This is a genomic window from Methylobacterium sp. GXS13 (assembly GCF_001455965.1).
Lineage (GTDB): Bacteria > Pseudomonadota > Alphaproteobacteria > Rhizobiales > Beijerinckiaceae > Methylobacterium.
This window is the reverse complement of record NZ_LKKO01000013.1, coordinates 38,184-62,554: the sequence shown is the minus strand read 5'-3', so window position 1 is coordinate 62,554 and position 24,371 is coordinate 38,184. Positions and strand designations below refer to the sequence as shown.

Below are 24,371 nucleotides of genomic sequence, written 5' to 3'. Positions count from 1 at the left end.
GGACGCTCGCCCCATGAGCCCGCCCCCCGACACGGCGGCCCTCGCCGCGCCCGTCCTCCCTCCGGACATCGCGGTCTCGGCCGCCCTGGCGGGGGTGCGCTCGCCTACCAGCCTTATGCTCCGGCGCGGTCTGCGCCATGGCGGCTTCCTGATCGGGGCCGGCATCCTCGGGCTGATCGTGCTGGCTGCGCTCGCCGCCCCGTTCATCGCCCCGCACGACCCCTACGCGCAGGACGTCTCGCGCCGCCTGATCCCACCGATCTGGCAGGCCAAAGGCACCTGGGACCACGTGCTCGGCACCGACAAGCTCGGGCGCGACTATCTCAGCCGCCTGCTCTACGGCGGCCAGATCTCCCTGTTGATCGGGATCTCGGCGGCTTTGATCTCCGGGCTGATCGGAACGGTACTCGGCCTCTGCGCCGGCTATTTCGGCGGCTGGGTCGATTCGGTGGTGAGCTACATCGTGACCACCCGGCTGGCGATGCCGGTGGTGCTGGTGGCGTTGGCCATGGCGTCGCTGGTCGGCGGCTCGCTCAAGGTCGTGGTGCTGGTGCTGGGCTTCCTGCTCTGGGACCGCTTCGCCGTGGTGACCCGGGCCGCCACGCAGCAGATCCGCAACCAGGATTTCGTCTCGGCCGCCCGCGCCTCGGGTCTCACCGACCTGCGCATCGTCCTCCAGGAGATCCTGCCCAACATCCTCAACGCGTTGATCGTCGTGGCGACGCTGGAGATGGCACACGCGATCCTGCTGGAGGCCGCCCTGTCGTTCCTGGGCCTCGGGGTGCAGCCGCCGCTGCCGTCCTGGGGCCTGATGATCGCCGAGGGCAAGCAGTACATGTTCTTCCAGCCCTGGGTGATCACCATCCCGGGCGTGGCACTCCTCTTCCTCGTGCTGGCGATCAACCTTCTGGGCGATGGCCTGCGGGACATCACAGCCCCCGAGGGTCGGCATTGATGAAGCGCCCGGGAGCGCCCCCACCGGCTGACGTGCACCAGGCAGCGCCTGAACTTTTCCGGTGCAGAACCGCAATGTTTCACGGGAAACACACCATGACGCGAGACGACGCTATCGCGCGCGCAACCGAGACGTTCGACTCCGGCGCCTTCCTCGCGCTCCTGCGGGACGCCGTCGCCTACCCAACCGAGAGCCAGGCCCCCGGGCAGGAGGCGGCCCTGCACGCCTATCTCGACGCCTTCATCACGCCCCTGGTCGCCCGCCACCGCTTCGCGGCGCCCCAGATTTTCCCCAACCCCGACGGGGTGCACGGTCCGTTCCTGATCGCCGAGCGGCACGAGGGGCCGAATTTGCCCACCGTGCTGATCTACGGCCATGGCGACACGGTGCGGGGCTATCCCGAGCAGTGGCGCGAGGGGCTCGGCCCCTGGGAAATCGTGGTCGAAGGCGACCGCTGGTACGGGCGCGGCACCGCCGACAACAAAGGCCAGCACGTCCTCAACCTCGCGGCCCTGGAGCAGGTGATCGCTGCCCGAGATGGCCGTCTCGGCTTCAACGTGAAGCTGCTGATCGAGATGGGCGAGGAATCGGGTTCGCCGGGCCTGCGCCCGTTCTGCCGGGCGCAGCGCGAGACTCTGCGCGCCGACGTGCTGATCGCCTCGGACGGGCCACGGCTCAGCGCCGAACGCCCGACGATGTTCCTGGGCTCTCGCGGTGCCTACAATTTCGAGCTGAGCCTCACCCTACGCGAGGGGCCACACCATTCGGGCAATTGGGGCGGTCTGCTGCGCAACCCCGGCACCGTGCTGGCCTCGGCGATCGCCTCGATGGTCGATGCCCGCGGCAGCATCCTGGTCGAGGCCCTGCGGCCGCCGCCCATCCCCGAGGGCGTGCGCGCGGCGCTCCGTGACATCCGGGTCGGCGAGGACCCGACCGCGCCCACGATCGACGCGGATTGGGGCGAGCCCGGGCTGACCCCGGCCGAGCGGGTGTTTGCCTGGAACACCCTGGAGGTCCTGGCCTTCAAGACCGGCGATCCGGACGGGCCGCTCAATGCCGTGCCGCCCCACGCCAAGGCGACCCTGCAGCTGCGCTTCGTGGTCGGTACCGATTGGGAGAATCTGATCCAGAACGTGCGCGCCCATCTGGACGCGAACGGCTTTCCGATGATCGAGGTCCGGCCGGCGCGGGCCGCGGAGGTGTTCCAGGCGACCCGCCTGCCGGTGGAAGATCCCTGGGTGGAATGGGCGCTTCTGTCGATCGAGGCGAGCGCCGGAAAAAAACCGGCCCTGCTGCCCAATCTCGGCGGTTCGCTGCCGAACGATGCCTTCTCGGAGATCCTGGGCCTGCCGACCCTCTGGGTGCCGCATTCCTACCCGGCCTGCCGCCAGCACGGCCCGGACGAGCACATGCTCGCCTCCAGCACCCGCGAAGGCATGGCGATCATGGCGGGGCTGTTCTGGGATCTCGGCGAGTCCGGCCCAGACATCCTGCGCCGCCGTGCAGCGAGGGTTTGAATCATGAGCGCGCCGGTCGTCCGCATCCGTGACCTGACGATCGCGCTCCCGAAGGGCGCCGACCGTCCGCATGCCGTCGAAGGCCTGAACCTCGACTTGGAGCCCGGCAAGATCCTCTGCGTGGTCGGCGAATCAGGCTCGGGCAAGTCGATGAGCGCCTACGCGCTCACCGGCCTGCTGCCCCGAGCGCTCAAGCCCGAGAGCGGTTCGATCCTGTTCGAAGGACGGAACCTGCTGAGCCTGGACGAGCCGGCCTGGCGCACCCTGCGTGGCCGGCGCATCGCCATGGTGTTCCAAGAGCCGATGACCGCGCTCAATCCCGTGATGCGCATCGGTGACCAGATCGCCGAGATGTTCGAGGCGCATAACCTGCTCACACGGGCCGAGCGACGCACCCGGGCAGTGGCTCTGGCCACCGAGGTCGGGCTGCCCAATCCCGAGGAGGCGGTGCGGGCCTATCCACACCAGCTCTCCGGTGGCCAGCGCCAGCGGGCAATGATCGCCATGGCGCTGGCCCTGGAGCCTTCGGTCCTGGTCGCCGATGAGCCGACGACGGCGCTGGACGTCACGACCCAGGCCCAGATCCTGAAGCTCATCCGCGACCTGCAGCGCAAGCGCGGGATGAGCGTCCTGTTCATCACCCACGATTTCGGCGTGGTCGCCGAGATCGCCGACCATGTGGCGGTGCTCCAGCGCGGCCGGCTTGTGGAATCGGGCAGCGCCGAAGCGGTGCTGGGCAACCCGCAGGCGCCCTACACGCGGGCGCTGCTCGCCGCGGTGCCGAGCCTGACTCCGCCGCCGCGGGCTCCCGTGCAGGCGGCCCCGGTGGCCCTGTCGGTGATCGGGCTGTCCAAGACCTACACCACGAAGGCGGGCCTGTTCGGCAAGCCGCGGGTGGTCGCGGCGGTGAAGGAGGTCGCCTTCGACGTGCGGCGCGGCGAGACCCTGGGGCTCGTCGGCGAATCGGGCTCCGGCAAATCGACCACGGCACGGCTGGCGATCCGGCTGATCGAGCCCGACGGCGGCACCGTCCGCCTCGGCAGCCTGGACTACACCGCCCTCCGAAGTGCCGAGCTGCGGCAGCAGCGCAGCCGCATCCAGATGATCTTCCAGGATCCGTTCGCGTCCCTGAATCCACGGCGCACCGTGGAGCAGATCATCATCGCCGGCCCGATCGCCCACGGCGTGCCGCCCGCGGAGGCGCGAGAGCGTGCCCGGAGCCTGCTCGATCTGGTCGGCCTCGACCCGAAAGCGGCTGCCCGCTACCCGAACGCCTTCTCGGGTGGCCAGCGCCAGCGCATCGGCATCGCCCGGGCGCTCGCCATGGAGCCGGACGTGCTGGTGGCCGATGAGGCGGTCTCGGCGCTCGACGTCTCGGTGCAGCGTCAGGTGCTGGACCTGCTCGAGGACCTGAAGCAGCGGCTGTCCCTGGCGATGCTGTTCATCACGCATGACCTGCGGGTGGCGGCCACGATCTGCGACCGGATCGCCGTGATGCATCGCGGCGCCATCGTGGAGATGCGCGACACGGCGAACCTGTTCGCCGCCCCGGAGCACGCCTACACGCGCAGCCTGCTGGCCGCGGTGCCCGGTGCGCGAGCCTCGTAGTGGGCGGGCTGGAACGTCTTGTCCCCTCTCTGGGACACCAGGGAACGCCGTGGGACACAGAGACAAGTTTTTTGGACGAACTCGATCTGTTCCGCTTCGGGCCACCCGTTAGAATGTCCGCCATGTCGAGGGCCGAGCGCCCCGGCGGATCTACGGCCGAGCGAAACGTCCGTCCCCGCTCGCGCCTCGAATGCGAACGGGGACTCTTGACGTGTCGTTCTCAGCCAAGCCCGATGATCCCCAGTCTCCGGGCAAGCGGTCTCTGCCGGCCGGGCAGCCGTCCCAGCGCCAAGGATCGGCGCACCGGGCTACGCGTAGGCCGAGCGCCGACACCCGCCCCTTACCGAAACCGCGGGTCGTCACTGAGGTTGTCGGGGCTCAGATCATCTATCTGAGCTGGGCCGACACCTTCGGCCGCCCGCCCCGTGCTGGGTGGCCCGGAATGACCGCGAGCGTGCTGCCATTCCGCCCGCGCCCAGCGTCTGCCGGCTGATCAGCCGTTCGTGCCGGTCCTGCGCTCTTCGGCGCGAGCCCCGGGCACGCCCAGGCCAATCGCCTTGGCGAGAGCCGAACGCTGTGCGGCATAGCCGGGGGCCGTCATCGGATAGTCGGCCGGCAGGCTGTAGCGCTCGCGGTACCGCTCCGGCGTCAGGCCGTGGGCGGTCAGGTGGCGCTTCAGCGTCTTGTACGACCGGCCATCGATGAAGCTGATGATGCCGTCCTGCTGGACCGACTTGCGGATCTGCGCCGCGGTCGGCGGCTCGATCACGGGCTCGGCCTCGACGGGCATCTTCCGGTCGAGATTGACCAGCGCACCATGCACGCTGGCGATCAGTGCTGGCAGGGCGGCCGGCGGAACGGGATTGTTCGAGACATAGGCCGCGACGACGTCGCCGACCAGCACGGCCAATTCGGTGCTGCTCTCAGGAATCGTTTCGGACACGACGCAAGATCCAGTCTAAGCTTTCGTTGAAGACACTACGTTTCCAAAGCAAAAATCATCCCAGTGTCAAGATGTTTTCTAGATCCTCCTAGTCCGATGGTCAGCACTTTAATGCATCTCCGAGGAAACCAGTTTTCTATCGGTCTGTCTTGGCCCAGCGTATCGATCGTTCTGCTCGGCCAGATGAGGTGAAATTTACAGAAAATTCTAAATACGAAACTCAGAACGCAGTCCGCGCCGAACGAGATCCTCACCCGATCCCGAGGAAGCGGATGAGACTGAGGCTGACGGCCACTAGGACAGCCAGCGACGCGGTCACCGCCAGGGTAACGCGCCCCCCGACCCGGGCGAGCACGCGTACGTCGACACCGAGACCCAGGGCTGCCATGGACAGCACCGTGAGCACGCCCGCCAGTTGCGTCAGAGGCTTCACCGCTGCGTCCGGGATCAGCCCGAGGGAGCGGGATGTGGCGAGCGCCAGGAAGCCCAGGATGAACCATGGCACCAGCTTGGTCAGGCCGGGACGGCTCTTCGTGCCCGTCAATTCCATTCCGGCTTCCTGCGGCAGGCGCGGGGCGATCAGCGAGAAGGCCACGACCACGGGTCCGAGCATCAGCACGCGCACGAGCTTGACCAGGGTGCCGACCTGGGTCGCGAGCAGGCTCACCGGTACGGTCGCGGCCAGCACCTGCGGCACCGCGTAGACGGTGAGACCGGCCAGCACGCCGTACTGATTGTCGCTCAAGCCCGCGATCGGCACGAACAACGGCAGCCCGAGCACCATCAGCACGCCGAGCACCGCGGTGAACGCGATGGCGGCCGCAATGTCCTTCGGCTGAGCCCCGATCACCGGCGCCACCGCGGCGATGGCCGAGTTGCCGCAGATCGCGTTGCCGCAGGCCACCAGGATCGCCATCCGGGGCGGCAGGCCGAGCGCTCGGCAGATGCCGACGCTGGCACCGATGCCGATCACCACGGTGCCGACGGCGGCCTCGCGCAGGGCCGGGCCGGAAGCCAGGATCGCCCCCAGACTCAGCGAGGCGCCAAGCAGGACCACCGCGACCTCCAGAAGTTGCTTGGCCGAGAATGCGATGCCGGTGCGGAAGCGGGCATCCGGCGTCCAGGCGGTGCGCACCGCGATGCCGATCAGGATCGCCAGCACCAGGGACTCGACATAGGGGTGGCCGGCGACGCGCTCCTCGAACGCCTGCGCCGCCATGGATACGGCGGTGATCGCCGCACACAGACCGATGCCCGGCAGCACGGAGGCGGAAGCCCCGGCCCGCACGGCCGCGCCGGTTTCGCCCGTCCGGGACGGTGTTCTGGGGTTCACAGGGGTCGCTCCGCGATCGACATCCGAGCAAAGGGAAGAAAACGTTTGCCGCAGGTGCGCAAGAGAGAAGGACACTCTACGACGCGAGAAAACTTCGGAAGACCTGTCCATTGCAGCGCGGGGTTCGGAGCGCGACATTCACGATTATGCGCACCACCCCTGACAGCCGGTCGACGACGATGGCGTTCGACCCCTTTGGCGAGCCCGTCGCCCAGGGCGTCGTCGAGGCATGCCCGACTGCTTCTGGCGATCGGACGGCCCGTCGGGTCGGGGGTGCCGTGTTCTGGACGCTGACTCTGGTGATCCTGGCCGGTCGGATCTACGCCTACGACATGCCGGCGGTGCAGAGCGTCGCCAGCTACGCAGCGCAGGTCGTGGCCCTGCGCTGAGGCGCGGGCACCGTTCAATAGGTATCTGCCAAATAGGCTGCGATCGCGTGGCCATCCGCCTCATCGATCGGGGCGTGGTAGACTTTGATCATCTTGGTCACCTCCGCGTCCCAGAACGCCTTGCCCCGGCCCGGCGGCTGGGTGGTGAGGTAATCGACCGAGTGGCAGGTCTGGCAATTGGCCTGCGCCGCGGCAAATCCCTGACCCTGGCTGCCCCCCTCCCCATCCTTGGGCGCCTTCAGCTGCGCCGTGGGGTCCGGTACCGCGTAGCTTCGCGGCGCCGACAGAGCGGAGCCGGCGACCAGACCGGCAGCCAGCGATCCGAGCAGAAGCGCGCGCATCCCGTTCTCCTCACGCCACCCGGACACGGGTGGTCTCCACCACGTTGCGCATGTAGCCGGACGGGTTCCAGCGCGCGCCTATCGGCTGCGTGCTCCCGTCGTTGGCGGTGGCCCGGACCCGGAGCACGTATGCCCCGGGAGTCAGATCGAGACCGAGCGACCAGGGCCGGAACGCGTAAGCGCCGAGATCCTGGCCGAGCTCCGCATTCGTCCAGGTCCGGCCATCATCGGCGGACACCTCCACCGTCCGGATCCCGGAGCCGCCGTCGAACGCGATGCCGCGCAGTTGCACCGGGCCGGCCTTGATGTCCGCCCCGTCGGCGAGGTTGGTCAGAAACGAGCGGACGTTGAGGCGTCCGATCGGCACCGTGGCGGCAGCGGCTTGGCCGGGTTCCGTGCAGGCGCACGCATTGTCCGGGATGCGGTAGGCGCTCTTCATGAAGAAGCCGTCGAACGGCGTGTCGCGAACCGTGATGGCGGTCAGGTGCTTGACCCAGTAGGTGCCGTAGAAGCCCGGCACCACGAGGCGCAGCGGGAAGCCGTTGAGCCAGGGCAGATCCGCGCCGTTCATGGCCCAGGCCAGCATCACCTGCCCGTCGCGGGCGTGGTCGAGGCGGAGCGCCTTCACGAAATCCGGGGTCTCGGGCAGGACCGGCCCGTCCAGCCCATCGAATGTGACCTGCTCGGCACCGGCCTTCACGCCGGCCCGGTCCAGCACGCTCTTGAGCGGCACGCCGGTCCAGCGGGCGCAGCCCATGGCGCCGTTGCCGAGCTGGCCACCGGCCATGCGCGGCTCGAAGAAGCCCCGGGAATTGCCGGAGCATTGATTGACGGCCACGATCTCGGTCCGCCCGGGCAGCGCCTTGATCTCGGCCAAAGCCAGCGAGACCGGCCGCTCGACATGGCCGGTCACGCCGAGCCGGAACGTCTCCGGGTCGATCTCCAGCGGGATGTCGGCCAGATGGTAACGGACGAAGAAGGCATCGTTGGGGGTGATGGCGCCCTCGTCGAACACCGCGAACGGCGTCTCGAGCTGAGGGGGCCGGGCCGTGGTCTGCAGGAGCGGGCGCTTGCCCGGATAGGTCACCAACGGACGCACGCCGTTGCCGAATGGAAGTGCGACCTCCTCGGCCCGGGCACGCAACGGTGCCGCGGCGGCCGCGAGCGCGCCGAGGCCGCCCCGCAGCACCCGGCGCCTGTCGAGATGAGCCATCGTCGCGTCCCTGTTTAGCGACCCCGGGGGAGCCGAGCGATCCTGTGCGGACGCCTTGTGAGGCGGCGATCCCCGGGAAGGCTCTTACTCTGGCGGTGTATCAGAATTTCTTCTGGTCGAACCGGCTTGGCCCGCAGCCTGGCTGGCTCCCGGGAACCATCCGGCCTCGTCATCCCAGCTTCGCGATCTCGGAGAAAAGAGCGTCCGGTAGCATCAGCCCATCCACCACGGCGCGGGCGCGCAGAGCGAGGCGCCGGCTTCCCGGCAGGCGGGTGCCGTCCTGATCTTCGATCGCGGCGGCGAGGACGGCAAAGCGCTCCGGCGCCCCCGGGCTCAAGGCGGACGCATCGATTGCCAGAACCAGCTGACCGGTCCCGGGCGGGTCGCCCGCGGCGTCGAGGAACGAGCTGGCTTCCGCGGCGAAGCGTGCGCCCGTGAGCCCGGCCGCCAGAAGCTCTACCATCAGAGCCAGCGCCGTCCCCTTGGCGTCGCCGAGCGGTGCCATCGTGCCGTCGAGGGCGGCGGCGGGATCGGTGGTCGGATGACCCTCGGCATCGAGGGCCCAGCCCTCCGGGATCGCCTCGCCGCGCTGCTTCGCGCCCACGATGGTGGCCCGCGCGACCTTCGACAGGGCGAGGTCGATCACGATGGGCGCCCGGCCGGGCAGCGGGCAGCCGAAGGCCAGCGGGTTGGTGCCGAACACGGCGCGGCTGCCGCCCCAGGGGGCCATGGCGGCGGGGGTGTTGGCGAACAGGATCGCGATGCACCCGGCCTCGGCCAGCTTCTCCACAGGCAGTCCAGCCGCACCGCAATGATGCGAGCGGCGGATCCCGGCCGCCGCGATGCCCTGGTGGCGCGCGAGATCCGGCAGCGTGGCCAGCGCAGCATCGAGGGCCGGATAGGCGAAGCCGTGCCCGGCATCGATCGCCAGAAGCCCCGGCCGCGGATGGGTCACGACGATCTCGGCATCGCCCACGACCTTGCCGGTCCGCAGCTGCGCCGCATAGCTCGGCACCCGCGACAGCCCGTGGCCCGTCAGGCCGTCCGCCTCGGCGGCCACCAGGGCCCGGGCAGTGCTGTCGGCCGCGGCGGGTGAGGCTCCGCACCGGCGGAAGGCGCCGGCCACGAGGGTGTGCGCCTCCGCGAGGGACAGGATCGGCATGGTCAGGGCTCCGGATGGCTGCACGACGTCACCCGATGCCATGCCGGAGTTCGATCAGGCCTGCATCCCCCAGCGCTGGATGGTCCGCCGCTCGATCGTCTGGAAGATCAGGTTCTCCACCACGAGGCCGATCAGGATCACGGTGAGCAGCCCGGCGAACACGTTCGGGATGTCGAGCATGTTCTTGTTCTCGAAGATGAACCAGCCGAGCCCGCCCGCCCCGGAGCTGACGCCGAACACCAGCTCGGCCGCGATCAGGGTGCGCCAGGCGAAAGCCCAGCCCACCTTCAATCCGGTGAGAATCGAGGGAAACGCTGCCGGGATCAGGATCTTGGCGATCAGCCGCGGTCCCGACAGACCATAGTTGCGCCCGACCATTCGCAGGGTCCGGCTCACCGACAGGAAGCCGGAATGGGTATTGAGCGCGATCGCCCAGGTCACCGAGTGGACCAGGACGAAGATCAGGCTGCCGTTGCCAAGCCCGAACCAGATCAGCGCCAGCGGCAGCAGCGCGATCGCCGGCAGCGGGTTGAACATCGACGTCAGGGTCTCGAGGAAATCGGTGCCGATCCGCGACGCGATGGCGATGCCGGTGAGCAGGGTCGCCAGAACGATGCCGGCGGCGTAACCCATCAGCAGCACCTTCAGCGAGCTCCAGGCCCGGGCCGGCAGCGTCCCGTCGGCGACCGCCCGGAAGAACGCCTCCATGGTGGCCGAGAAAGTCGGGAACAGCAGGTCGTTGTCGAGGTAGCGCCCGTAGGCCTCCCAGATCCCCGCGAGCAGGACGAGGATCAGGATCTTGCGCAGCCAGGCCTGGTTGTAGAGCCGCTCGAAGGCCGAGAGCGGCTTCTCCACCACCGGGGCGCCGTGGGCGTGGCCGGTCTCCCGGACGATCTCGGGGCGGACCGGCTCCGCGGCGGCCGGGCGTGGCGGTACCGTCAGGGGAGCGCCGGTCAGGACGCGCGCGTTAGACATTCTCGGCTTCCTCGATCTCCTCGGAGAACAGCATCTCTTGAATGCGGTTCTCGAGCCGCAACGCCGCTTCCGGGGTGGCGGCGCTGTTGAGCTCGGCCTTGACCTCACCGGGATGGGGCGAGAGCAGCAGGATGCGGGAGCCGACCTTGATCGCCTCGGGGATCGAGTGCGTCACGAACAGGACCGTGAACCGGGTCTCCTCCCAGAGCATCAGCAGCTCGTCCTGCATGCGCCGCCGGGTGAGCGCGTCCAGCGCCGCAAACGGCTCGTCCATCAACAGGATGTCGGGCTCCATCGCCATGCCGCGGGCGATAGCGACGCGCTGCTTCATGCCCCCCGACAGGGTGTGCGGGTAGCTGTCGGCGAACTTCGTGAGGTTGACCTTGTCGATGTAGAGGTTCGCCCGCTCCAGCGCATGCCGGCCTTTGAGCCGGCCCGAGGCTTCGAGGGCGAAGACCACGTTCTGCCGGACCGTCTTCCACGGCAGAAGCTGGTCGAATTCCTGGAACACCATCATCCGGTCGGATCCGGGCTCGGTCACCGGGCGGCCTTTCAGCCGGATCTCCCCCTCGGTGGGGGCCATGTAGCCGCCCACCGCCTTGAGCAGGGTCGACTTCCCGCAGCCGGACGGCCCCAACAGGACGAACCGGTCCCCGGGCCAGACCTTGAAGCTCACCCGATAGGTGGCCGTGACGAGGTGGTCGGGCGTCTTGTAGCGGAGCGTGACGCCGTCGACCTCCAGCAGAGGTTGACCCGTACCCATCCATCCTCCCTGGCGCCGCAGCTTGAGCCGCGTGTCGCTGATGGCCCGGAGATGGTCCAGGCCTCACGGGAAAGTGTAGGGTCGGCGAGGAGAGACTGTAAAGCGGCGTATTCTTGATAAACTCGGATTGCTGTCCGGATTGAGACGATGATTTCGTCATCCTGGGCTGCCGCGCAGGTTCGGGAATATCCTACAAGGCTGTTCCCAGCGGTCAGCCGAAGGGGCGTATTTGGTACGCCTCCGGGTCGAAGCGCGCGTTCGATGGTCCCGCACCGTCATTGCGAGCGCAGCGAAGCAACCCAGGGCAGCGCGCGATCCCGGGAGGTGGCGTTTCCCTAGGTTGCTTCGCTGCGCTCGCAATGACGGTGGAGCGTGAACCCTCCGAAGGGAAACCTCACCCTCCCCATCTTACACCGGGTGCCACCAATGGCCCCGCAGCACCACGCCCTCGGAAATGATCCGCTGGGCGCCGGTCATGTGCTCGCCCCTTGTGTCCACGTAGTCGAACGCGCCGTCCCGCACCGACAGCACGGTGGCGTCGCCGAGCGCGCCGACCTTCAGGGTGCCGTATTCCATGCGCTTCAGCGCCACCGCGGCATTGACCGTGGAGGCGGCGATGACCTCGTGCAGGTCCATGCCGAGGCAGAGCATTTTGGACATGGTGGTGACCTGGTCGAAGGCCGGCCCGTCGATGCAGAGCTGGTGCACGTCGGACGAGATCGTGTCCGGCATAAAGCCGCCGGCCAGCATGGCCCGGGCGGTCTTGAACGCGAACGAGCCCTTGCCGTGGCCGATATCGAACAGCACGCCCCGGGCCCGGGCCTCGCGCAGCGCCGGCTTGACCGCCCCCTGCGCGGTCACGGGCGCGTTCGGGAACGGCCGAAAGGCGTGGGTCAGCACATCGCCGGGGCGCAGCATGGCGAGCACCTCCTCGTAGCTCGGCGGCGGCTCGTCGATATGGGCCATCAGCGGCAGCCCGGTCTCCTCGGCAACCTGGAGGGCGATGTTGAGCGGCGCGGTACCCTGGTCCCCGGAGGAATTGCGCCCGACCCGGACCTTGATGCCGACGATCACGTCCCGGTTGGCCTCGGCCACCTCCACGGCCTCGCGCGGCGCCATGAGCCGCGGATCCTGGCTCTCGCCGACCATGATCGTCTTCGAGAAGGCGTAGATGCCGGCAAACGACACGTGGAGATAGGCGAGGATGCGCGCCTCCGACCGGTCGATCACGTGCTTGCGAAAGCCGGCAAAGTTGCCCGGCCCGGCGCTGCCGGTATCGACCGAGGTGGTCACCCCGGAGGTGCGGCAGAAATCGTCGGCGTCGATGCCGATCGAGGTGCCGCCCCAGTAGACATGGGTGTGCAGGTCGATCAGCCCCGGGGTGACGATCGCCCCGGCCATCTCCCGCACCTGCGTGCCCGGACCCGCAACCAGGTCGCGGCCGAAGCCGGAGACCCGGCCCTCCGCGAAGGCGACATCGCAAAGCCCATCGTGGTTCTGCGACGGGTCGATCACCCGGGCCCCCTTGAGGATGAGATCGTGCTGCACGGCTGTCTCCGGTAGGGGCGTCAGGCCGCGACCGCCGGCGCGGCCGCATCATTGAGGTGGCACGCGGCAAGATGGCCGGTGCCCACGGTGTCGAGGCGGGGCTCCTCGACCCGGCAGCGGTCGAAGGCCTGCGGACAGCGGGTGTGAAAGCGGCAGCCGCTAGGCGGGTTGATCGGGCTCGGCACGTCGCCCTTGAGCACGATGCGGGTGCGCCCGGCCCCGGGCTCCGGGATCGGCACCGCCGAGAGCAGCGCCTGGGTGTAGGGGTGCTTGGGGGCCAGGAACAGCTCCCGGCGGGGGCCGATCTCAACGATCTTGCCGAGATACATCACCGCCACCCGGTGGGTCATGTGCTCGACGATGGCGAGGTCGTGCGAGATGAACAGCATGGCGAGGTCGAGCTCGCGCTGCAGGTCGCGCAGCAGGTTGACGATCTGAGCCTTCACCGACACGTCCAGCGCCGAGACCGCCTCGTCGCAGATGATCAGGTCCGGCTCGGCGGCGAGCGCCCGGGCGATGCCGATGCGCTGGCGCTGACCGCCGGAGAATTCGTGGGGCCAGCGCCCCAGCGCCTCCCGCGGCAGGCCGACCCGCACCACCAGGGCGGCGATCTTCGCCTCGAGGTCGGCCGAGCCCTTGGCCAGCCCGAAATTGCGGATCGGCTCGGCCAGGATCGCCCGCACCCGCATCCGCGGGTTGAGCGACGAGAACGGGTCTTGGAACACCATCTGCATCCGCCGCCGCAGGGGCCGCAAAGTGCCGGCCGAGAGATCGTCGATGCGCCGGCCAGCCAGCACCACCTGCCCGGCCGTGGGGGCGTAGAGGCGCATCAGCGCCTTGGCGACCGTGGACTTGCCGCAGCCGGATTCCCCGACCAGCGAAAGGGTCTCGCCCCGGTCCACCGTGAAGGACAGGCCGTCCACCGCCTTGAGCACCCGGGTCGATCGGCCGAACAGACCGCCGCCGAGCGGGAAGTGTTTTTTCAGGTCGTTGACCTGCAGGAGGGTGCGGGCGGTCGTGGTCACGGGCGGGTCTCCGTGACGAGACGAGGAAAGGCGCGCGCAGCGCGTCCCCTCCCCCCTCTGCGGGGGAGGGTGGCCCCCAAAGGGGGTCGGGAGAGGGGAGCGACGGTGCAGGATGAGGCGGTGGCCTTCATACCGGCTCGGCCTTGTCCTGAAGCCGGGTTCCCCTCTCCCGACCCCTGCTGACGCAGGGGCCACCCTCCCCCACAGAGGGGGGAGGGAAGACGCGCCGCGCGTTGCGCCAAGTCACAAAAAATCATGCCGCGAGGGCGTCCTTCGGCGCGTAGTGGCAGGCGGCGAGGTGGGCGGGGGCCTTCGGCTCGAGGGCCGGGGCGTAGCTGCGGCACAGGTCGGTCACGTCCGGGCAGCGGCCGGCGAAGACGCAGCCCTCGATCCGCTGCTTCAGGCTCGGGACCATGCCGGGGATCTCGGCGAGGCGCTCGGTGGCGCCGTGCTCGACCGCGCCGAGCTTCGGCACCGCCCCCATCAGGCCGCGGGTGTAGGGATGGCGCGGCGCCCGGAACAGGTCGCGGACCGAGGCCTCCTCGACCTTTCGGCCGGCATACATCACCACCACCCGGTCGGCGACCTCGGCGACCACGCCGAGGTCGTGGGTGATCAGCATGATCGCGGCGCCGACCCGGCGCTTCAGGTCACGCATCAGGTCGAGGATCTGGGCCTGGATGGTCACGTCGAGCGCCGTGGTCGGCTCGTCGGCGATGAGGAGCTTGGGCGAGCAGGCGAGCGCGATGGCGATCATCACCCGCTGGCGCATGCCGCCGGAGAGCTGGTGCGGGTATTCCCGCACCCGGCGCCCGGGCTCGGGGATGCCGACCAGCGTCAGCATCTCCACCGCCCGCGCCTCGGCCTCGCGCCGGCTCAGGCCCTGGTGCAGCCGCAGGGTCTCGCCGATCTGGTGGCCGACGGTCAGAACCGGGTTCAGGCTGGTCATCGGCTCCTGAAAGATGACGCTGATGTCGTTGCCGCGGATCCTGCGCATCGCCTTCATGGGCAGGTCGAGGAGATTCTGCCCCTCGAACCGGATGGCGCCGGCGATGGCGGCCGGCGGCTCGGGCAAGAGCCGTAGAATCGACATCGCGGTCACCGACTTGCCGCAGCCGGATTCGCCGACGATCGCCAGGGTCTCGCCGGCCTGGATCGCGAAGGACACGCCGTCCACCGCCCGGTTGGCCCCGTCGGAGGTGCGGAAATGGACCTGCAGATTCTCGATGGAGAGGAGGGGTACGCCGCTCACGCCGGGGTTCCTCATGCGTCTTTGGCCATGCGGGGGTCGAGGGCGTCGCGCAGGCCGTCGCCGACGAGGTTCACCGCGAGCACCGTCATGGACAGGAAGATCGCCGGGAACAGGACGATGTAGAACTTGACCTGCCAGAGGGCCCGGCCCTCGGCCATGATGTTGCCCCAGGAGGGCGTCGAGGGCGGCACGCCCGCGCCGATGAACCCGCGGATCGCCTCGGTGATCATCGCGGAGGCGCAGATATAGGTCGCCTGCACGGTCATGGGCGCCAGGGTATTGGGCAGGATGTGTCGCCAGATGATCGCCGGCATGCGCGTGCCCGTAGTCACGGCGGCCTCGACATAGGGCTGCTCGCGCAGAGACAGCACGACGCCCCGGACCAGCCGGGCGACCCGGGGAATCTCCGCGATGGTGATCGCAACGATCACGTTCTGGACCGAGCCGCGGGTCAGCGCCATCAGGGTGATGGCCAGCAGGATCGGCGGGATCGACATCATGCCGTCGACGATCCGCATGACGATGCCGTCGAGCCAGCGCACCATCCCCGAGATCAGCCCGACCGCGAGCCCTGCCACCGAGGCGAGGAGCGCCACCGAGAAGCCGACCAGCAGCGAGACGCGGGCGCCGTAGACCACGCGCGAATAGATGTCCCTGCCGAGCATGTCGGTGCCGAACCAGTATTGGGCCGAAGGCACGCGGGTGCGCTTGGCCGGGGCGAGCGCCGTGGGATCGACGGTGCCGAGATAGGGCGCGAGCAGAGCCATCAGGAACACGATCAGCAGCAGGATCCCGCCGACCACGATGGTCGGGTTGCGGCGGACGTAGCCCCAGACCGGCCCCCGGCGTTTGCGCGCCGGGATCACGTCCGGCATCGGCGTTGCGACGGCGAGGCCCGCTGGGGGCGACCCCTTATGCGGCGCGTCCTGGGGCGACGGGTCCCTGGCGCGGGACGGACCGGAGAGTGGCGCGACGGTCGCGGTCAATAGCGGATCCTCGGGTCGAGCACGGTGTAGAACAGGTCGATGGCGAGGTTCACCAGCACGTAGACGAAGCTGAACAGCAGGACGACGCCCTGGATGACCGGGTAATCACGGCGCAGGATCGCATCGACGGTGAGGCGCCCGAGGCCGGGGATCGCGAACACCGTCTCGGTGACCACGGCGCCGCCGATCAGGAGCGCGATGCCGATGCCGATCACGGTGACGATCGGCACCGCGGCGTTCTTGAGGGCGTGGATGAACAGCACCGGTCCCTGCGCCAGGCCCTTGGCCCGGGCGGTGCGCACGTAATCCTGCTGCAGCACGTCCAGCATGGTCGCCCGCGTCACCCGGGCGATCAGCGCGATGTAGACGAGGCCGAGCGTCACCGCCGGCAGGATCAGGTTCGCGAACCACGGCCACAGGCCCTGCTCGATCGGCGTGTAGCCCTGCACCGGCAGCCAGCCGAGCTCGAGGGCGAACACGTAGGCGAGCACGTAACCGACCACGAACACCGGGACGGAGAAGCCCATCACGGCGAGCCCCATGACCAGGCGGTCGATCAGGCTGCCGGCCTTCCAGGCCGCCACGACGCCCAGCGGCACCGCCACCACGATGGCCAGGATCAGGGTTACGAGCATCAGCGACACGGTCGGCTGAATCCGCTGGCCGATCATCGTGGTGACCGGCAGGTTGGTGAAGATCGAGGTGCCGAGATCCCCGTGGAGGATCTGCCAGGACCACTCGCCGAACCGCACCAGGAACGGCCGGTCGAGGCCGAGCGAGGCACGGATGCGCGCCACGTCATCCGGCGTCGCCTGATCGCCCGCGATGATCGCGGCCGGATCGCCGGGGGCGAAGTAGAGGAGGCTGAAGACGAACAAGCCGACCACCGCCATCACCGGGATAGTGGCCAGGATGCGCCTGCCGATATAGCCGAGCATGGGTCCTCCGCTATGGCGTGAGCTGGATGTGGCGGAGGGCGCAACGCAGTCCCCTCCCCCCTTTGCGGGGGAGGGTGGCCCCCGAAGGGGATCGGGAGAGGGGAGCGACGGCGCAGAACGAAGTGGTGGCTTTCATGAAGGCTGCGCCCTTCCCAACAGCCGGGTTCCCCTCCCCCGACCCCTGCTGACGCAGGGGCCACCCTCCCCCGCAGAGGGGGGAGGGAGCGCGCGGCACGGATGCCGACATGACAACCACCCGCCCCATCACGCCTTCGACACGCCCCAGGTGAACGGGATCGGCCCCTTCACGATGCCCGAGACCGATTTGCGCCAGGCCTGGTAGCCGAGGAAGAACCCGGTCGGGACGTAGACCACGCCCTCGCAGGCGGCGGCGTTGACCTTGTCGATCGCGGCCTTTTCCGCGGCCGGGTCGGCGGCGTCGAACCACTCGGCGATGGCCGCCTCCACGGGGGGTATGTTCGGCCAGCCGAACCAGGCCTTGTCGCCGCCGGCCCGCACCGCGGGGTAGCCCGCCGGGTTGATGGCGTCGGCGCCGGCATGCCAGGTGTGGAACATGTTCCAGCCGCCCTGGCTCGGCGGCGCCTTGGAGGCCCGTCGGGTGCCGGTGGTGCCCCAGTCGGTGGCGACGAAATCGACGTTGAAGCCCATCTGCTTCAGCAGGTCGGCGGTGATGTCGCCCTGCGCCTTGGTGATCCCCTGGTCCTGGGCCACGACGCAGACCACCGGCTCGCCCTTGTAGCCGGCTTCCTTGAGCAGCTTCTGGCCGAGCTTGATGTCGCCGGTGCCGACGCGGCTTCCCCCCGCCTCGGTGTAGAGGGGTGTGCCCGGCGTAAAGAAGCCCGGCAGCTTCTTCCACAGGCTGTCGTCGTCTCCGACGATCGCCCGCATGTAATCCTCCTGGCTCATGGCGGTGAGCACGGCTTGGCGGATCTTCGGGTTGTCGAAGGGCGGATACAGGTGGTTCATTCGGAACGACCCGATATTGCCCAATGGGTCGGCGATATCGACGTTGAGGTTGGCGTTCTTGCGCAGGAGCGGCACGAGGTCGGAGATCGGGTTCTCCCACCAATCGACCTCGCCGTTCTGCAACGCCGCCGAAGCGGTGGCGGCATCCGGCATGATCACCCACTCGACCCGGTCGACCAGGATGTGCTTGCCCCCGGCCAGCCACGAATTCGGCTCCTCGCGGGGCTTGTAGTCGGCGAACTTCTGGAACACGGCGCGGGCGCCCGGCACCCACTCGTTGCGCACGAAGGTCATCGGGCCGGAGCCGACATAGTCGGTGATCTGCGTGAACGGGTCGGTCTTGGCGATCCGCTCCGGCATGATCAGGGCCATCGGGGCGTTGGTCTTGCCGAGTGCGTAGAGGAGCTTCGGGAACGGCTTCTTCAGGCGCCATCGGAAGGTCCGATCGTCGGTGGCGGCGAGGTCGTCCTGGATCCCGCGGATCATCAGGCCGATCGGATCGCGGGCCATCCAGCGGGTCAGGCTCGCCACGACATCCTTGGCGAGAACCGGCTCGCCGTCGTGGAATCTCTGTCCGGACCGCAGCCGGAAGGTCCAGGTCAGCTGGTCGCCCGAGACCTCCTCGGATTCGACCATCTGGCGCTGCGGCTTCAGCTGCGCGTCGACCCCGTAGAGCATGTCCCAGACGAGGGTGCCGGCATTGCGCACCACGTATTGCGTGCCCCAGATCGGATCGAAATTGGCGAGGTTCGCCTGGGGCACGAAGCGCAGCACCTTGGAGCCCTGCGCCACGGCCGGCATCGCGACCTGCGGGGCGGCGAGCCCGAGTGCGGCCGAGCCCTTGAGGAACGTCCTGCGGTCCATCGTGATCTCCCTGGCCGGCGGGATCTCGATCCCGGCTACCGGCCCGCATCTCGGATGCGTCTGTGACTCGGTCGACGGAAGGCTCCGGCGGTGTATCGGGCCGGAGCGGGCTGGATTTTCACGCGATCTGCAGCATGCGCCAGTTCCCCGCTATCGCAAGACGGTTCTAGGGAGTTGAATTCTAGTTATCCGCATCCTGTCCGCGTGCGACATCATCCGGCCGGATGCCGGCCGGCAGGGGATACGGAGGGGCGACAGGAGATCAGCGGTCATCGTGCTCACGGACACGGCCACGCAAGCCTCGCGCCACCAGGAGCGGAAGAGAATTCAAAATGCAACGCGGCCGCCCGGCCAGGCGCGGCGGATTGCAGGTCGAGACACGGAGTTCCGCAGGGCATGCAGCCCTTTGGTTGAGGCCCAGACACCAGGGCTCAACCCAGTCCCGGCGATAGGTCTCGGACCGGTCGAAACCAGGACGTTCGTCAGCCCACTTGGCGCAAGTGCGAGCCTTGCACGCCGGAATCAGCCTGCTGGGCACGGATAAAGGCGGCGATCCGCGGAGCGATCACCGTGCGATAGCGGGAGCCGTTAAACACGCCGTAATGCCCGACGCCCGCCTGGAGATGATAGGCCTTGCGGGACTCAGGCAGGTTCGGCGTTAGGTCGAGGGCGGCCTTGGTCTGGCCGACCCCGGAGATGTCGTCGTTCTCGCCCTCGACGGCCAGGATGGCGCAGCGGCGGATGGCCTCCAGATCGACCGGGGTACCGCGGTGGCGCATCCGGCCCTTGGGCAGATCATGATCGACGAAGACGGTCTGCACGGTCTGGAGGTAGTATTCCGCGGTGAGGTCCATCACCGCCAGGTACTCGTCGTAGAACTCCCGGTGCTTCTCGGCCGAGTCGCCGTCGCCCTTCACCAGATGGTCGAACATGTCCGAATGGGCGGTGACGTGGCGGTCGAGGTTCATCGCCATGAAGCCCGATAGCTGCAGGAAGCCGGGATAGACCCGGCGCCAGACGCCTGGGTAAATCGGCGGCACGAGGCTGATCGTGTTACGCTCGAACCAGGTCTGGCCGCGCTCCTGGGCGAGGCAGTTCACCGCGGTGGGCGAGCGGCGGGTGTCAATCGGGCCGCCCATCAGGGTCATCGAGGCCGGCACCGCCGGATCACCCTTGGCCTCCAAAAGCGCCACCGCAGCCAGCACTGGCACAGCCGGCTGGCACACGGCCATGATGTGCAGATCCGGCCCGAGGACGGCGAAGATTTCCTGCAGATAGTCGATATAGCTGTCGAGATCGAAGCGCCCCTCCGCCAGGGGCACCATCCGGGCATCGGTCCAGTCGGTGACGTAGACCCGGTGGTTGGGCAGCATCGCCTCCACGGTGCCGCGCAAGAGCGTCGCGTAGTGCCCGGACATCGGCGCGACGATGAGCAGCTTCGGCTGCGGCTCAACCGGGGGCGTGATGAAGGCGCGCTCGAACGCGACCAAGCGGCAGAACGGCCGCTCCCAGACCACGCGCTCGCTGACCGGGACCGCCGTCCCGTCGACGATCGTCTCGGTGAAGCCGAAGGCGGGCTTGCCATAGCGGCGGGTCGCCCGCTCGAACATCTCGCAGCCGGCACTGATCGCCCGAGCGTAGGGCCCGTAGGCGAGCGGATTGCCGGGCATCTGAAGGGCGTGGCGGGTGAGATCCGCGGCGAGCCGGGCTGGCGCCATCAGGGCACGCGCACCTTCGAACATCCCATAAGCCAGAAGCATCGCACCCTCGCAGTCTCGGATGCCGTCCGGGGCCGACCGAGACCGGTCCGCCACGGGACGGCACGCCACCCGGGCGGCCGACATCCGGCCTGCACGCGGAGCCTTTTGCAACCTGGCTCGCGGGATAAGGTTCCACCCTGAACGATCGCGGAACATCCCCGGCCCCGAGCGACTTGCTCGTGACACGCCGTGGGCACAACGGATCCGGCCCTTCGCCCGGACGCTGCGCTGCGGCCTCCGTCGAAACACCCTGCGCCGGCGAGGCCTCACCGGCGCTTCACCGATGCCTGCATGCCCGACAGCAACCTCCACGGCCTCGTCCGCAACTCGCGCCATCTCCGGCTCGACACCTTCGTCCGCCTGCGCTGGCTCGCCATCACCGGCCAGAGCGCCGCCGTGGTCGGGGCGCAGTTCGGCCTCGGCTTGGCGCTGCCCTTCGGCTGGTGCTTCCTGGTGATCGCCACCTCGTCCTGGCTGAACCTCGCGCTGCGGATCCGCTTCCCGGCGAGCTACCGGCTGAGCGACGATTCCGCGGCCCTGCTGCTCGCCTTCGACATCGTGCAGCTCGCCGCCCTCCTGTTCCTCACAGGCGGCCTTCAGAATCCGTTCTCGCTACTCTTCCTCGCCCCCGTGCTGATCTCCGCCACCGCGCTGCCGCCCGAGCGAACCCTGGCGCTCGGCCTGCTGGCCGTGGGACTGGCGACCCTGCTTGCCCTGGTGCACCGGCCGCTCCCCTGGTTCTCGGACGGGCGGATCGAATTGCCGTTCCTCTACGTCTCCGGAGTCTGGACCGCGATCCTGCTCGGGACCGCGTTCACCGGCGTCTACGCCTGGCGGGTCGCCGAGGAGACGCGGCTCCTCGCCCAGGCGTTGGCGGCCACCGAGCTGGTGCTGGCGCGCGAGCAGCACCTGTCTCAGCTCGACGGTCTCGCGGCGGCGGCTGCCCACGAATTAGGCACGCCGCTCGGGACCATCATGGTGGTGACCAAGGAGCTGATCCGGCAGCTCGGGCCGACCGCATCGCCGGCGGTGGCGGAGGATCTGAACCTGCTGCGCGAGCAGGTCGACCGCTGCCGCGGCATCCTCGGCAAGCTCACCTCCCTCGACGGCGACGGCGTCGGCTTCCTGGAAACGGTCACGTTCAGCCATCTGGTCGAAGAGCTTGTGGCACCCCAGCGCGCCCTCGGCGCGGTCCTAGACATTTCCAGCCTGGGTGACGGCCCGGAGCCCGCCTGCCGCCGCAACCCCGGGGTGATGTTCGGGCTGGCCAACATCCTCGACAACGCCGTCGACTTCGCCGATTCGCGCGTCGCCGTGGAGGGGCGCTGGACCCAGGAGCGCGTCTGGATCGAGATTCGCGACGACGGGCCAGGCTTCTCCAGCGAGGTCCTGCTGCGGGCCGGTGAGCCCTACGTAACCACCCGCAGTGCCGATCGCTCGCAGACCGGCGGGACCGTGGGTGCCGGCCTCGGCCTCGGCCTGTTCATCGCCAAGACCCTGATCGAGCGCTCGGGCGCCCAGATCGCGCTGATGAACGTCTCGGCGCCGGAGGCTCACGGGGCGATCGTGCGCGTGTCCTGGGCCCGCCACATCTTCGAGCGGGGGGCAGCCCCGCGCCATTCGCCGGAACTCAATATCCACACGCCCCTGCCCCCGGGCGATGTCGTCCCTATATGAGGATCAGACCAAGAACTGACTTAGTAATTCCCTTACGAAAACCTGAAAGGAGTGCCGGATGCTGACGCAGCCCGGGACCACGGCAGCGATCGATCCCGCCGTGATCAACGAAGCCGATCCGCTCGCCGCCTTCACCGACCGCAGCTTGCTGATCGTGGATGACGACAAGCCCTTCTCGACGCGGCTCGCCCGCGCCATGGAAAGCCGTGGCTACCACGTTCAGGTGGCAGACAGTGTCGCCGACGGAGTCTCGGCGGTCGAAGCCCGGCCGCCCGCCTTCGCGGTGATCGACATGCGGCTCGGCGATGGCAACGGCCTCGACGTGATCGCCCGCCTGAAGGAGCGCCGCCCCGAGGCGCGGGGCGTGATCCTGACCGGCTACGGCAACATCGCGACCGCCGTCACGGCGGTGAAGCTCGGTGCCTTCGACTATCTCGCCAAGCCCGGCGACGCGGACGAGATCCACGGTACGCTGATGGCGCAGCCTGGCGAGCGGGCCGATCCGCCGGAGAACCCGATGTCGGCGGACCGGGTCCGCTGGGAGCACATTCAGCGGGTCTACGAGCTGTGCAGCCGCAACGTCAGTGAGACTGCCCGGCGCCTCAACATGCACCGCCGGACGCTGCAGCGGATCCTGGCCAAGCGCGCGCCGCGCTGAGGCGCAAAACCACCGATCCCGGGTCCCGCGGTTGCATCCCCCCTCTCCGGTGGGCTAGCTGCGCAGGTCCCGGGGTTACCACGTCCGGGACCTCGCAATCGACCGGGGGGACGAGTCTCGTGAACGGGCGCAACGCCATCACCATCGTGAGCATGATGGTCCTCGTCGGCACCGAGGTGTTCGCCGTGGCCATCGCCGCCGGCTGGGCCCTGGCCGGCCTGTTCGATCTGGGCGACCGGGTGGGCCACGTTCTGATGGGTGTCTTCAGCCTGTTCGCTGTCTGGATCATGCTCCAGCTCTGGCGCCGGGCGACCAGCATCGAGCCGATCCGGACGCGAGCCACGCCGCGCTAGCCGGGCCGCCTGTCCGAGACGGCGTTCGACAGGCCGGCAGCCTTCCTGCTAGGAACGCGCAACGGCCGCCGGTGTGACGACGCCGCGTGTCGCGCCCTCGTTTCCGGCTACGCGTGAGACCTGAAGATCCATGAAAGCCCGTATCATCGTCACCCTGAAGACCGGTGTGCTGGACCCGCAGGGTAAGGCGATCGAGGCCGCGCTCCGGTCCCTCGGCATCGAAGGCGTCGACAGCGTCCGTCAGGGCAAGGTGTTCGATCTCGAAATCTCGGCTGCCGACGGCCCATCGGCCGAGTCCACCCTGCGGACGGCCTGCGAGAAGCTGCTCGCCAACACCGTCGTCGAGAACTACGCGATCGAGATCCTCTGATGCACGCTGCGGTCGTCGTCTTTCCGGGCTCGAATCGCGAGAGCGATGTCGCCCGGGCTCTGCGCCGCTCGGGGGCGCGGGTCAGCATGGTCTGGCACGCGGATCAGGACCTGCCAGCCGGCACCGACCTCGCCGTCCTGCCGGGCGGCTTCTCCTACGGCGACTACCTGCGCTGCGGCGCCATCGCCGGGCGCGCGGCTGCCATGGATGCGGTGCGGGCGCATGCGGCCCGGGGCGGTCTCGTACTGGGCATCTGCAACGGCTTCCAGATCCTGTGCGAATCCGGCCTCCTGCCGGGCGTCCTGATGCGCAACGTCAACCGCCGCTTCATCTGTCACCGGCAGACGCTTCGGGTCGAGCGCACCGACACGCGTTTCACCAGCGCCTACACCCGGGGACAGGTCATCGACGTCTGCGTCGCGCACGGCGAGGGCAACTACTTCGCTGATCCCGAGACGCTGGCACGGATCGAGGGCGAGGGCCGCGTGGCCTTCCGGTATTGCGACGCCACCGGGACCATCACGGTCGAGGCCAACCGCAACGGCTCCCTCAACGCCATCGCGGGGGTCTATTCGGAGGGCGGCAACGTCCTCGGGATGATGCCGCACCCGGAGAACTTCGTGGAAGGCCTGATCGGCGGCACCGACGGCCGAGGACTCTTCGACAGTCTCGCCGCATGAGTTTTGGTTTCAAAACTGATTTTTAATCAGCCGTTAACGCTCATGATGCATAGAAAGGCATCCAGAGATCTGGA

At 68.8% G+C, this 24,371-nt stretch carries 23 protein-coding genes; 9 read left to right on the top strand and 14 right to left on the bottom strand.

Annotation, left to right across the window (positions count from 1 at the left end; all coding sequences use genetic code 11):
• The first annotated feature begins 13 nt into the window (after positions 1-13).
• From AO398_RS04275 to AO398_RS04265, 3 genes are all read left to right on the top strand, one after another.
• Entirely contained in the window at positions 14-955 is a 942-nt protein-coding gene (locus AO398_RS04275; RefSeq protein WP_058190791.1) for an ABC transporter permease, read from the top strand.
• A 95-nt stretch (positions 956-1,050) separates the two neighbouring features.
• The gene (locus AO398_RS04270; protein WP_058190790.1) at positions 1,051-2,472 is read left to right on the top strand and encodes a M20 family metallopeptidase; all 1,422 of its coding nucleotides are present in this window, start codon (positions 1,051-1,053) and stop codon (positions 2,470-2,472) included.
• A gap of 3 nt (positions 2,473-2,475) precedes the next feature.
• Positions 2,476-4,080: an ABC transporter ATP-binding protein gene (locus AO398_RS04265; RefSeq protein WP_058190789.1), complete on the top strand. Its 1,605-nt coding sequence runs from the start codon at positions 2,476-2,478 to the stop codon at positions 4,078-4,080.
• Between the two features lie 493 nt (positions 4,081-4,573).
• On the opposite strand, the gene AO398_RS04260 is transcribed toward AO398_RS04265, so the two are convergent.
• Positions 4,574-5,023: a MucR family transcriptional regulator gene (locus AO398_RS04260; RefSeq protein WP_058190788.1), complete on the bottom strand. Its 450-nt coding sequence runs from the start codon at positions 5,021-5,023 to the stop codon at positions 4,574-4,576.
• Positions 5,024-5,273: 250 nt separating this feature from the next.
• Positions 5,274-6,311 (bottom strand): YeiH family protein, encoded by a 1,038-nt coding sequence (locus tag AO398_RS04255; protein ID WP_058190787.1) that lies wholly within the window; start codon positions 6,309-6,311, stop codon positions 5,274-5,276.
• A gap of 191 nt (positions 6,312-6,502) precedes the next feature.
• On the opposite strand from AO398_RS04255, the gene AO398_RS04250 reads away from it, so the two are divergent.
• Positions 6,503-6,745 (top strand): hypothetical protein, encoded by a 243-nt coding sequence (locus tag AO398_RS04250; protein ID WP_058190786.1) that lies wholly within the window; start codon positions 6,503-6,505, stop codon positions 6,743-6,745.
• 14 nt (positions 6,746-6,759) lie between these two features.
• On the opposite strand, the gene AO398_RS04245 is transcribed toward AO398_RS04250, so the two are convergent.
• From AO398_RS04245 to phaZ, 12 genes are all read right to left on the bottom strand, one after another.
• The gene (locus tag AO398_RS04245; RefSeq protein WP_058190785.1) at positions 6,760-7,086 is read right to left on the bottom strand and encodes a hypothetical protein; all 327 of its coding nucleotides are present in this window, start codon (positions 7,084-7,086) and stop codon (positions 6,760-6,762) included.
• A 10-nt stretch (positions 7,087-7,096) separates the two neighbouring features.
• Positions 7,097-8,299: a molybdopterin-dependent oxidoreductase gene (locus AO398_RS04240; protein WP_058190784.1), complete on the bottom strand. Its 1,203-nt coding sequence runs from the start codon at positions 8,297-8,299 to the stop codon at positions 7,097-7,099.
• 169 nt (positions 8,300-8,468) lie between these two features.
• Positions 8,469-9,461, bottom strand: a complete 993-nt coding sequence (locus AO398_RS04235; RefSeq protein ID WP_058190846.1) for an Ldh family oxidoreductase — start codon at positions 9,459-9,461, stop codon at positions 8,469-8,471.
• A gap of 54 nt (positions 9,462-9,515) precedes the next feature.
• Positions 9,516-10,436, bottom strand: coding sequence for an ABC transporter permease (locus tag AO398_RS04230; protein WP_152997405.1), 921 nt, complete (start codon positions 10,434-10,436; stop codon positions 9,516-9,518).
• Positions 10,429-11,199 (bottom strand): ABC transporter ATP-binding protein, encoded by a 771-nt coding sequence (locus tag AO398_RS04225; RefSeq protein ID WP_058190783.1) that lies wholly within the window; start codon positions 11,197-11,199, stop codon positions 10,429-10,431. Before AO398_RS04225 ends, AO398_RS04230 begins: the two co-directional genes overlap by 8 nt.
• 408 nt (positions 11,200-11,607) lie before the next feature.
• Positions 11,608-12,747, bottom strand: a complete 1,140-nt coding sequence (locus tag AO398_RS04220; RefSeq protein WP_058190782.1) for an amidohydrolase/deacetylase family metallohydrolase — start codon at positions 12,745-12,747, stop codon at positions 11,608-11,610.
• A 20-nt stretch (positions 12,748-12,767) separates the two neighbouring features.
• The gene (locus tag AO398_RS04215; RefSeq protein WP_058190781.1) at positions 12,768-13,772 is read right to left on the bottom strand and encodes an oligopeptide/dipeptide ABC transporter ATP-binding protein; all 1,005 of its coding nucleotides are present in this window, start codon (positions 13,770-13,772) and stop codon (positions 12,768-12,770) included.
• 253 nt (positions 13,773-14,025) lie between these two features.
• On the bottom strand, positions 14,026-15,039 hold the full coding sequence (locus AO398_RS04210) for an ABC transporter ATP-binding protein (protein ID WP_058190780.1): 1,014 nt from the start codon (positions 15,037-15,039) through the stop codon (positions 14,026-14,028).
• Positions 15,036-15,899 carry an ABC transporter permease gene (locus AO398_RS04205; protein ID WP_058190779.1) on the bottom strand — a complete coding sequence of 288 codons (864 nt, stop codon included), beginning with the start codon at positions 15,897-15,899 and terminating at the stop codon, positions 15,036-15,038. Before AO398_RS04205 ends, AO398_RS04210 begins: the two co-directional genes overlap by 4 nt.
• A gap of 107 nt (positions 15,900-16,006) precedes the next feature.
• On the bottom strand, positions 16,007-16,948 hold the full coding sequence (locus AO398_RS04200; protein ID WP_058190778.1) for an ABC transporter permease: 942 nt from the start codon (positions 16,946-16,948) through the stop codon (positions 16,007-16,009).
• A 264-nt stretch (positions 16,949-17,212) separates the two neighbouring features.
• The gene (locus AO398_RS04195) at positions 17,213-18,799 is read right to left on the bottom strand and encodes an ABC transporter substrate-binding protein (RefSeq protein ID WP_058190777.1); all 1,587 of its coding nucleotides are present in this window, start codon (positions 18,797-18,799) and stop codon (positions 17,213-17,215) included.
• Positions 18,800-19,281: 482 nt separating this feature from the next.
• Entirely contained in the window at positions 19,282-20,559 is a 1,278-nt protein-coding gene (gene phaZ, locus AO398_RS04190; protein WP_058190776.1) for a polyhydroxyalkanoate depolymerase, read from the bottom strand.
• Between the two features lie 291 nt (positions 20,560-20,850).
• Between phaZ and AO398_RS04185 the strand changes: the two genes are divergently transcribed.
• From AO398_RS04185 to purQ, 5 genes are all read left to right on the top strand, one after another.
• Positions 20,851-22,236, top strand: coding sequence for an ActS/PrrB/RegB family redox-sensitive histidine kinase (locus AO398_RS04185; RefSeq protein ID WP_058190775.1), 1,386 nt, complete (start codon positions 20,851-20,853; stop codon positions 22,234-22,236).
• A 58-nt stretch (positions 22,237-22,294) separates the two neighbouring features.
• Positions 22,295-22,894 (top strand): ActR/PrrA/RegA family redox response regulator transcription factor, encoded by a 600-nt coding sequence (locus AO398_RS04180; RefSeq protein ID WP_058190774.1) that lies wholly within the window; start codon positions 22,295-22,297, stop codon positions 22,892-22,894.
• A gap of 119 nt (positions 22,895-23,013) precedes the next feature.
• The gene (locus AO398_RS04175; RefSeq protein WP_058190773.1) at positions 23,014-23,247 is read left to right on the top strand and encodes a hypothetical protein; all 234 of its coding nucleotides are present in this window, start codon (positions 23,014-23,016) and stop codon (positions 23,245-23,247) included.
• Positions 23,248-23,377: 130 nt separating this feature from the next.
• The gene (gene purS, locus AO398_RS04170) at positions 23,378-23,617 is read left to right on the top strand and encodes a phosphoribosylformylglycinamidine synthase subunit PurS (RefSeq protein ID WP_058190772.1); all 240 of its coding nucleotides are present in this window, start codon (positions 23,378-23,380) and stop codon (positions 23,615-23,617) included.
• A complete protein-coding gene (purQ, locus tag AO398_RS04165; RefSeq protein WP_058190771.1) occupies positions 23,617-24,297 on the top strand; it encodes a phosphoribosylformylglycinamidine synthase subunit PurQ in 681 nt (226 codons plus the stop codon). Before purS ends, purQ begins: the two co-directional genes overlap by 1 nt.
• Positions 24,298-24,371: the final 74 nt, after the last annotated feature.

Bases quoted from the DNA above. Each gene is read 5' to 3' on its own strand.
- AO398_RS04265 (WP_058190789.1), top strand. From the start codon at position 2,476: ATGAGCGCGCCGGTCGTCCGCATCCGTGACCTGACGATCGCGCTCCCG.
- phaZ (WP_058190776.1), bottom strand. From the start codon at position 20,559: ATGCTTCTGGCTTATGGGATGTTCGAAGGTGCGCGTGCCCTGATGGCG.
- purQ (WP_058190771.1), top strand. From the start codon at position 23,617: ATGCACGCTGCGGTCGTCGTCTTTCCGGGCTCGAATCGCGAGAGCGAT.
- AO398_RS04235 (WP_058190846.1), bottom strand. From the start codon at position 9,461: ATGCCGATCCTGTCCCTCGCGGAGGCGCACACCCTCGTGGCCGGCGCC.
- AO398_RS04210 (WP_058190780.1), bottom strand. From the start codon at position 15,039: ATGAGGAACCCCGGCGTGAGCGGCGTACCCCTCCTCTCCATCGAGAAT.
- AO398_RS04180 (WP_058190774.1), top strand. From the start codon at position 22,295: ATGCTGACGCAGCCCGGGACCACGGCAGCGATCGATCCCGCCGTGATC.
- AO398_RS04240 (WP_058190784.1), bottom strand. From the start codon at position 8,299: ATGGCTCATCTCGACAGGCGCCGGGTGCTGCGGGGCGGCCTCGGCGCG.
- AO398_RS04250 (WP_058190786.1), top strand. From the start codon at position 6,503: ATGCGCACCACCCCTGACAGCCGGTCGACGACGATGGCGTTCGACCCC.
- AO398_RS04205 (WP_058190779.1), bottom strand. From the start codon at position 15,899: ATGCCGGACGTGATCCCGGCGCGCAAACGCCGGGGGCCGGTCTGGGGC.
- AO398_RS04275 (WP_058190791.1), top strand. From the start codon at position 14: ATGAGCCCGCCCCCCGACACGGCGGCCCTCGCCGCGCCCGTCCTCCCT.
- AO398_RS04230 (WP_152997405.1), bottom strand. From the start codon at position 10,436: ATGTCTAACGCGCGCGTCCTGACCGGCGCTCCCCTGACGGTACCGCCA.
- AO398_RS04270 (WP_058190790.1), top strand. From the start codon at position 1,051: ATGACGCGAGACGACGCTATCGCGCGCGCAACCGAGACGTTCGACTCC.
- AO398_RS04200 (WP_058190778.1), bottom strand. From the start codon at position 16,948: ATGCTCGGCTATATCGGCAGGCGCATCCTGGCCACTATCCCGGTGATG.
- purS (WP_058190772.1), top strand. From the start codon at position 23,378: ATGAAAGCCCGTATCATCGTCACCCTGAAGACCGGTGTGCTGGACCCG.
- AO398_RS04195 (WP_058190777.1), bottom strand. From the start codon at position 18,799: ATGGACCGCAGGACGTTCCTCAAGGGCTCGGCCGCACTCGGGCTCGCC.
- AO398_RS04185 (WP_058190775.1), top strand. From the start codon at position 20,851: ATGCCCGACAGCAACCTCCACGGCCTCGTCCGCAACTCGCGCCATCTC.
- AO398_RS04245 (WP_058190785.1), bottom strand. From the start codon at position 7,086: ATGCGCGCGCTTCTGCTCGGATCGCTGGCTGCCGGTCTGGTCGCCGGC.
- AO398_RS04225 (WP_058190783.1), bottom strand. From the start codon at position 11,199: ATGGGTACGGGTCAACCTCTGCTGGAGGTCGACGGCGTCACGCTCCGC.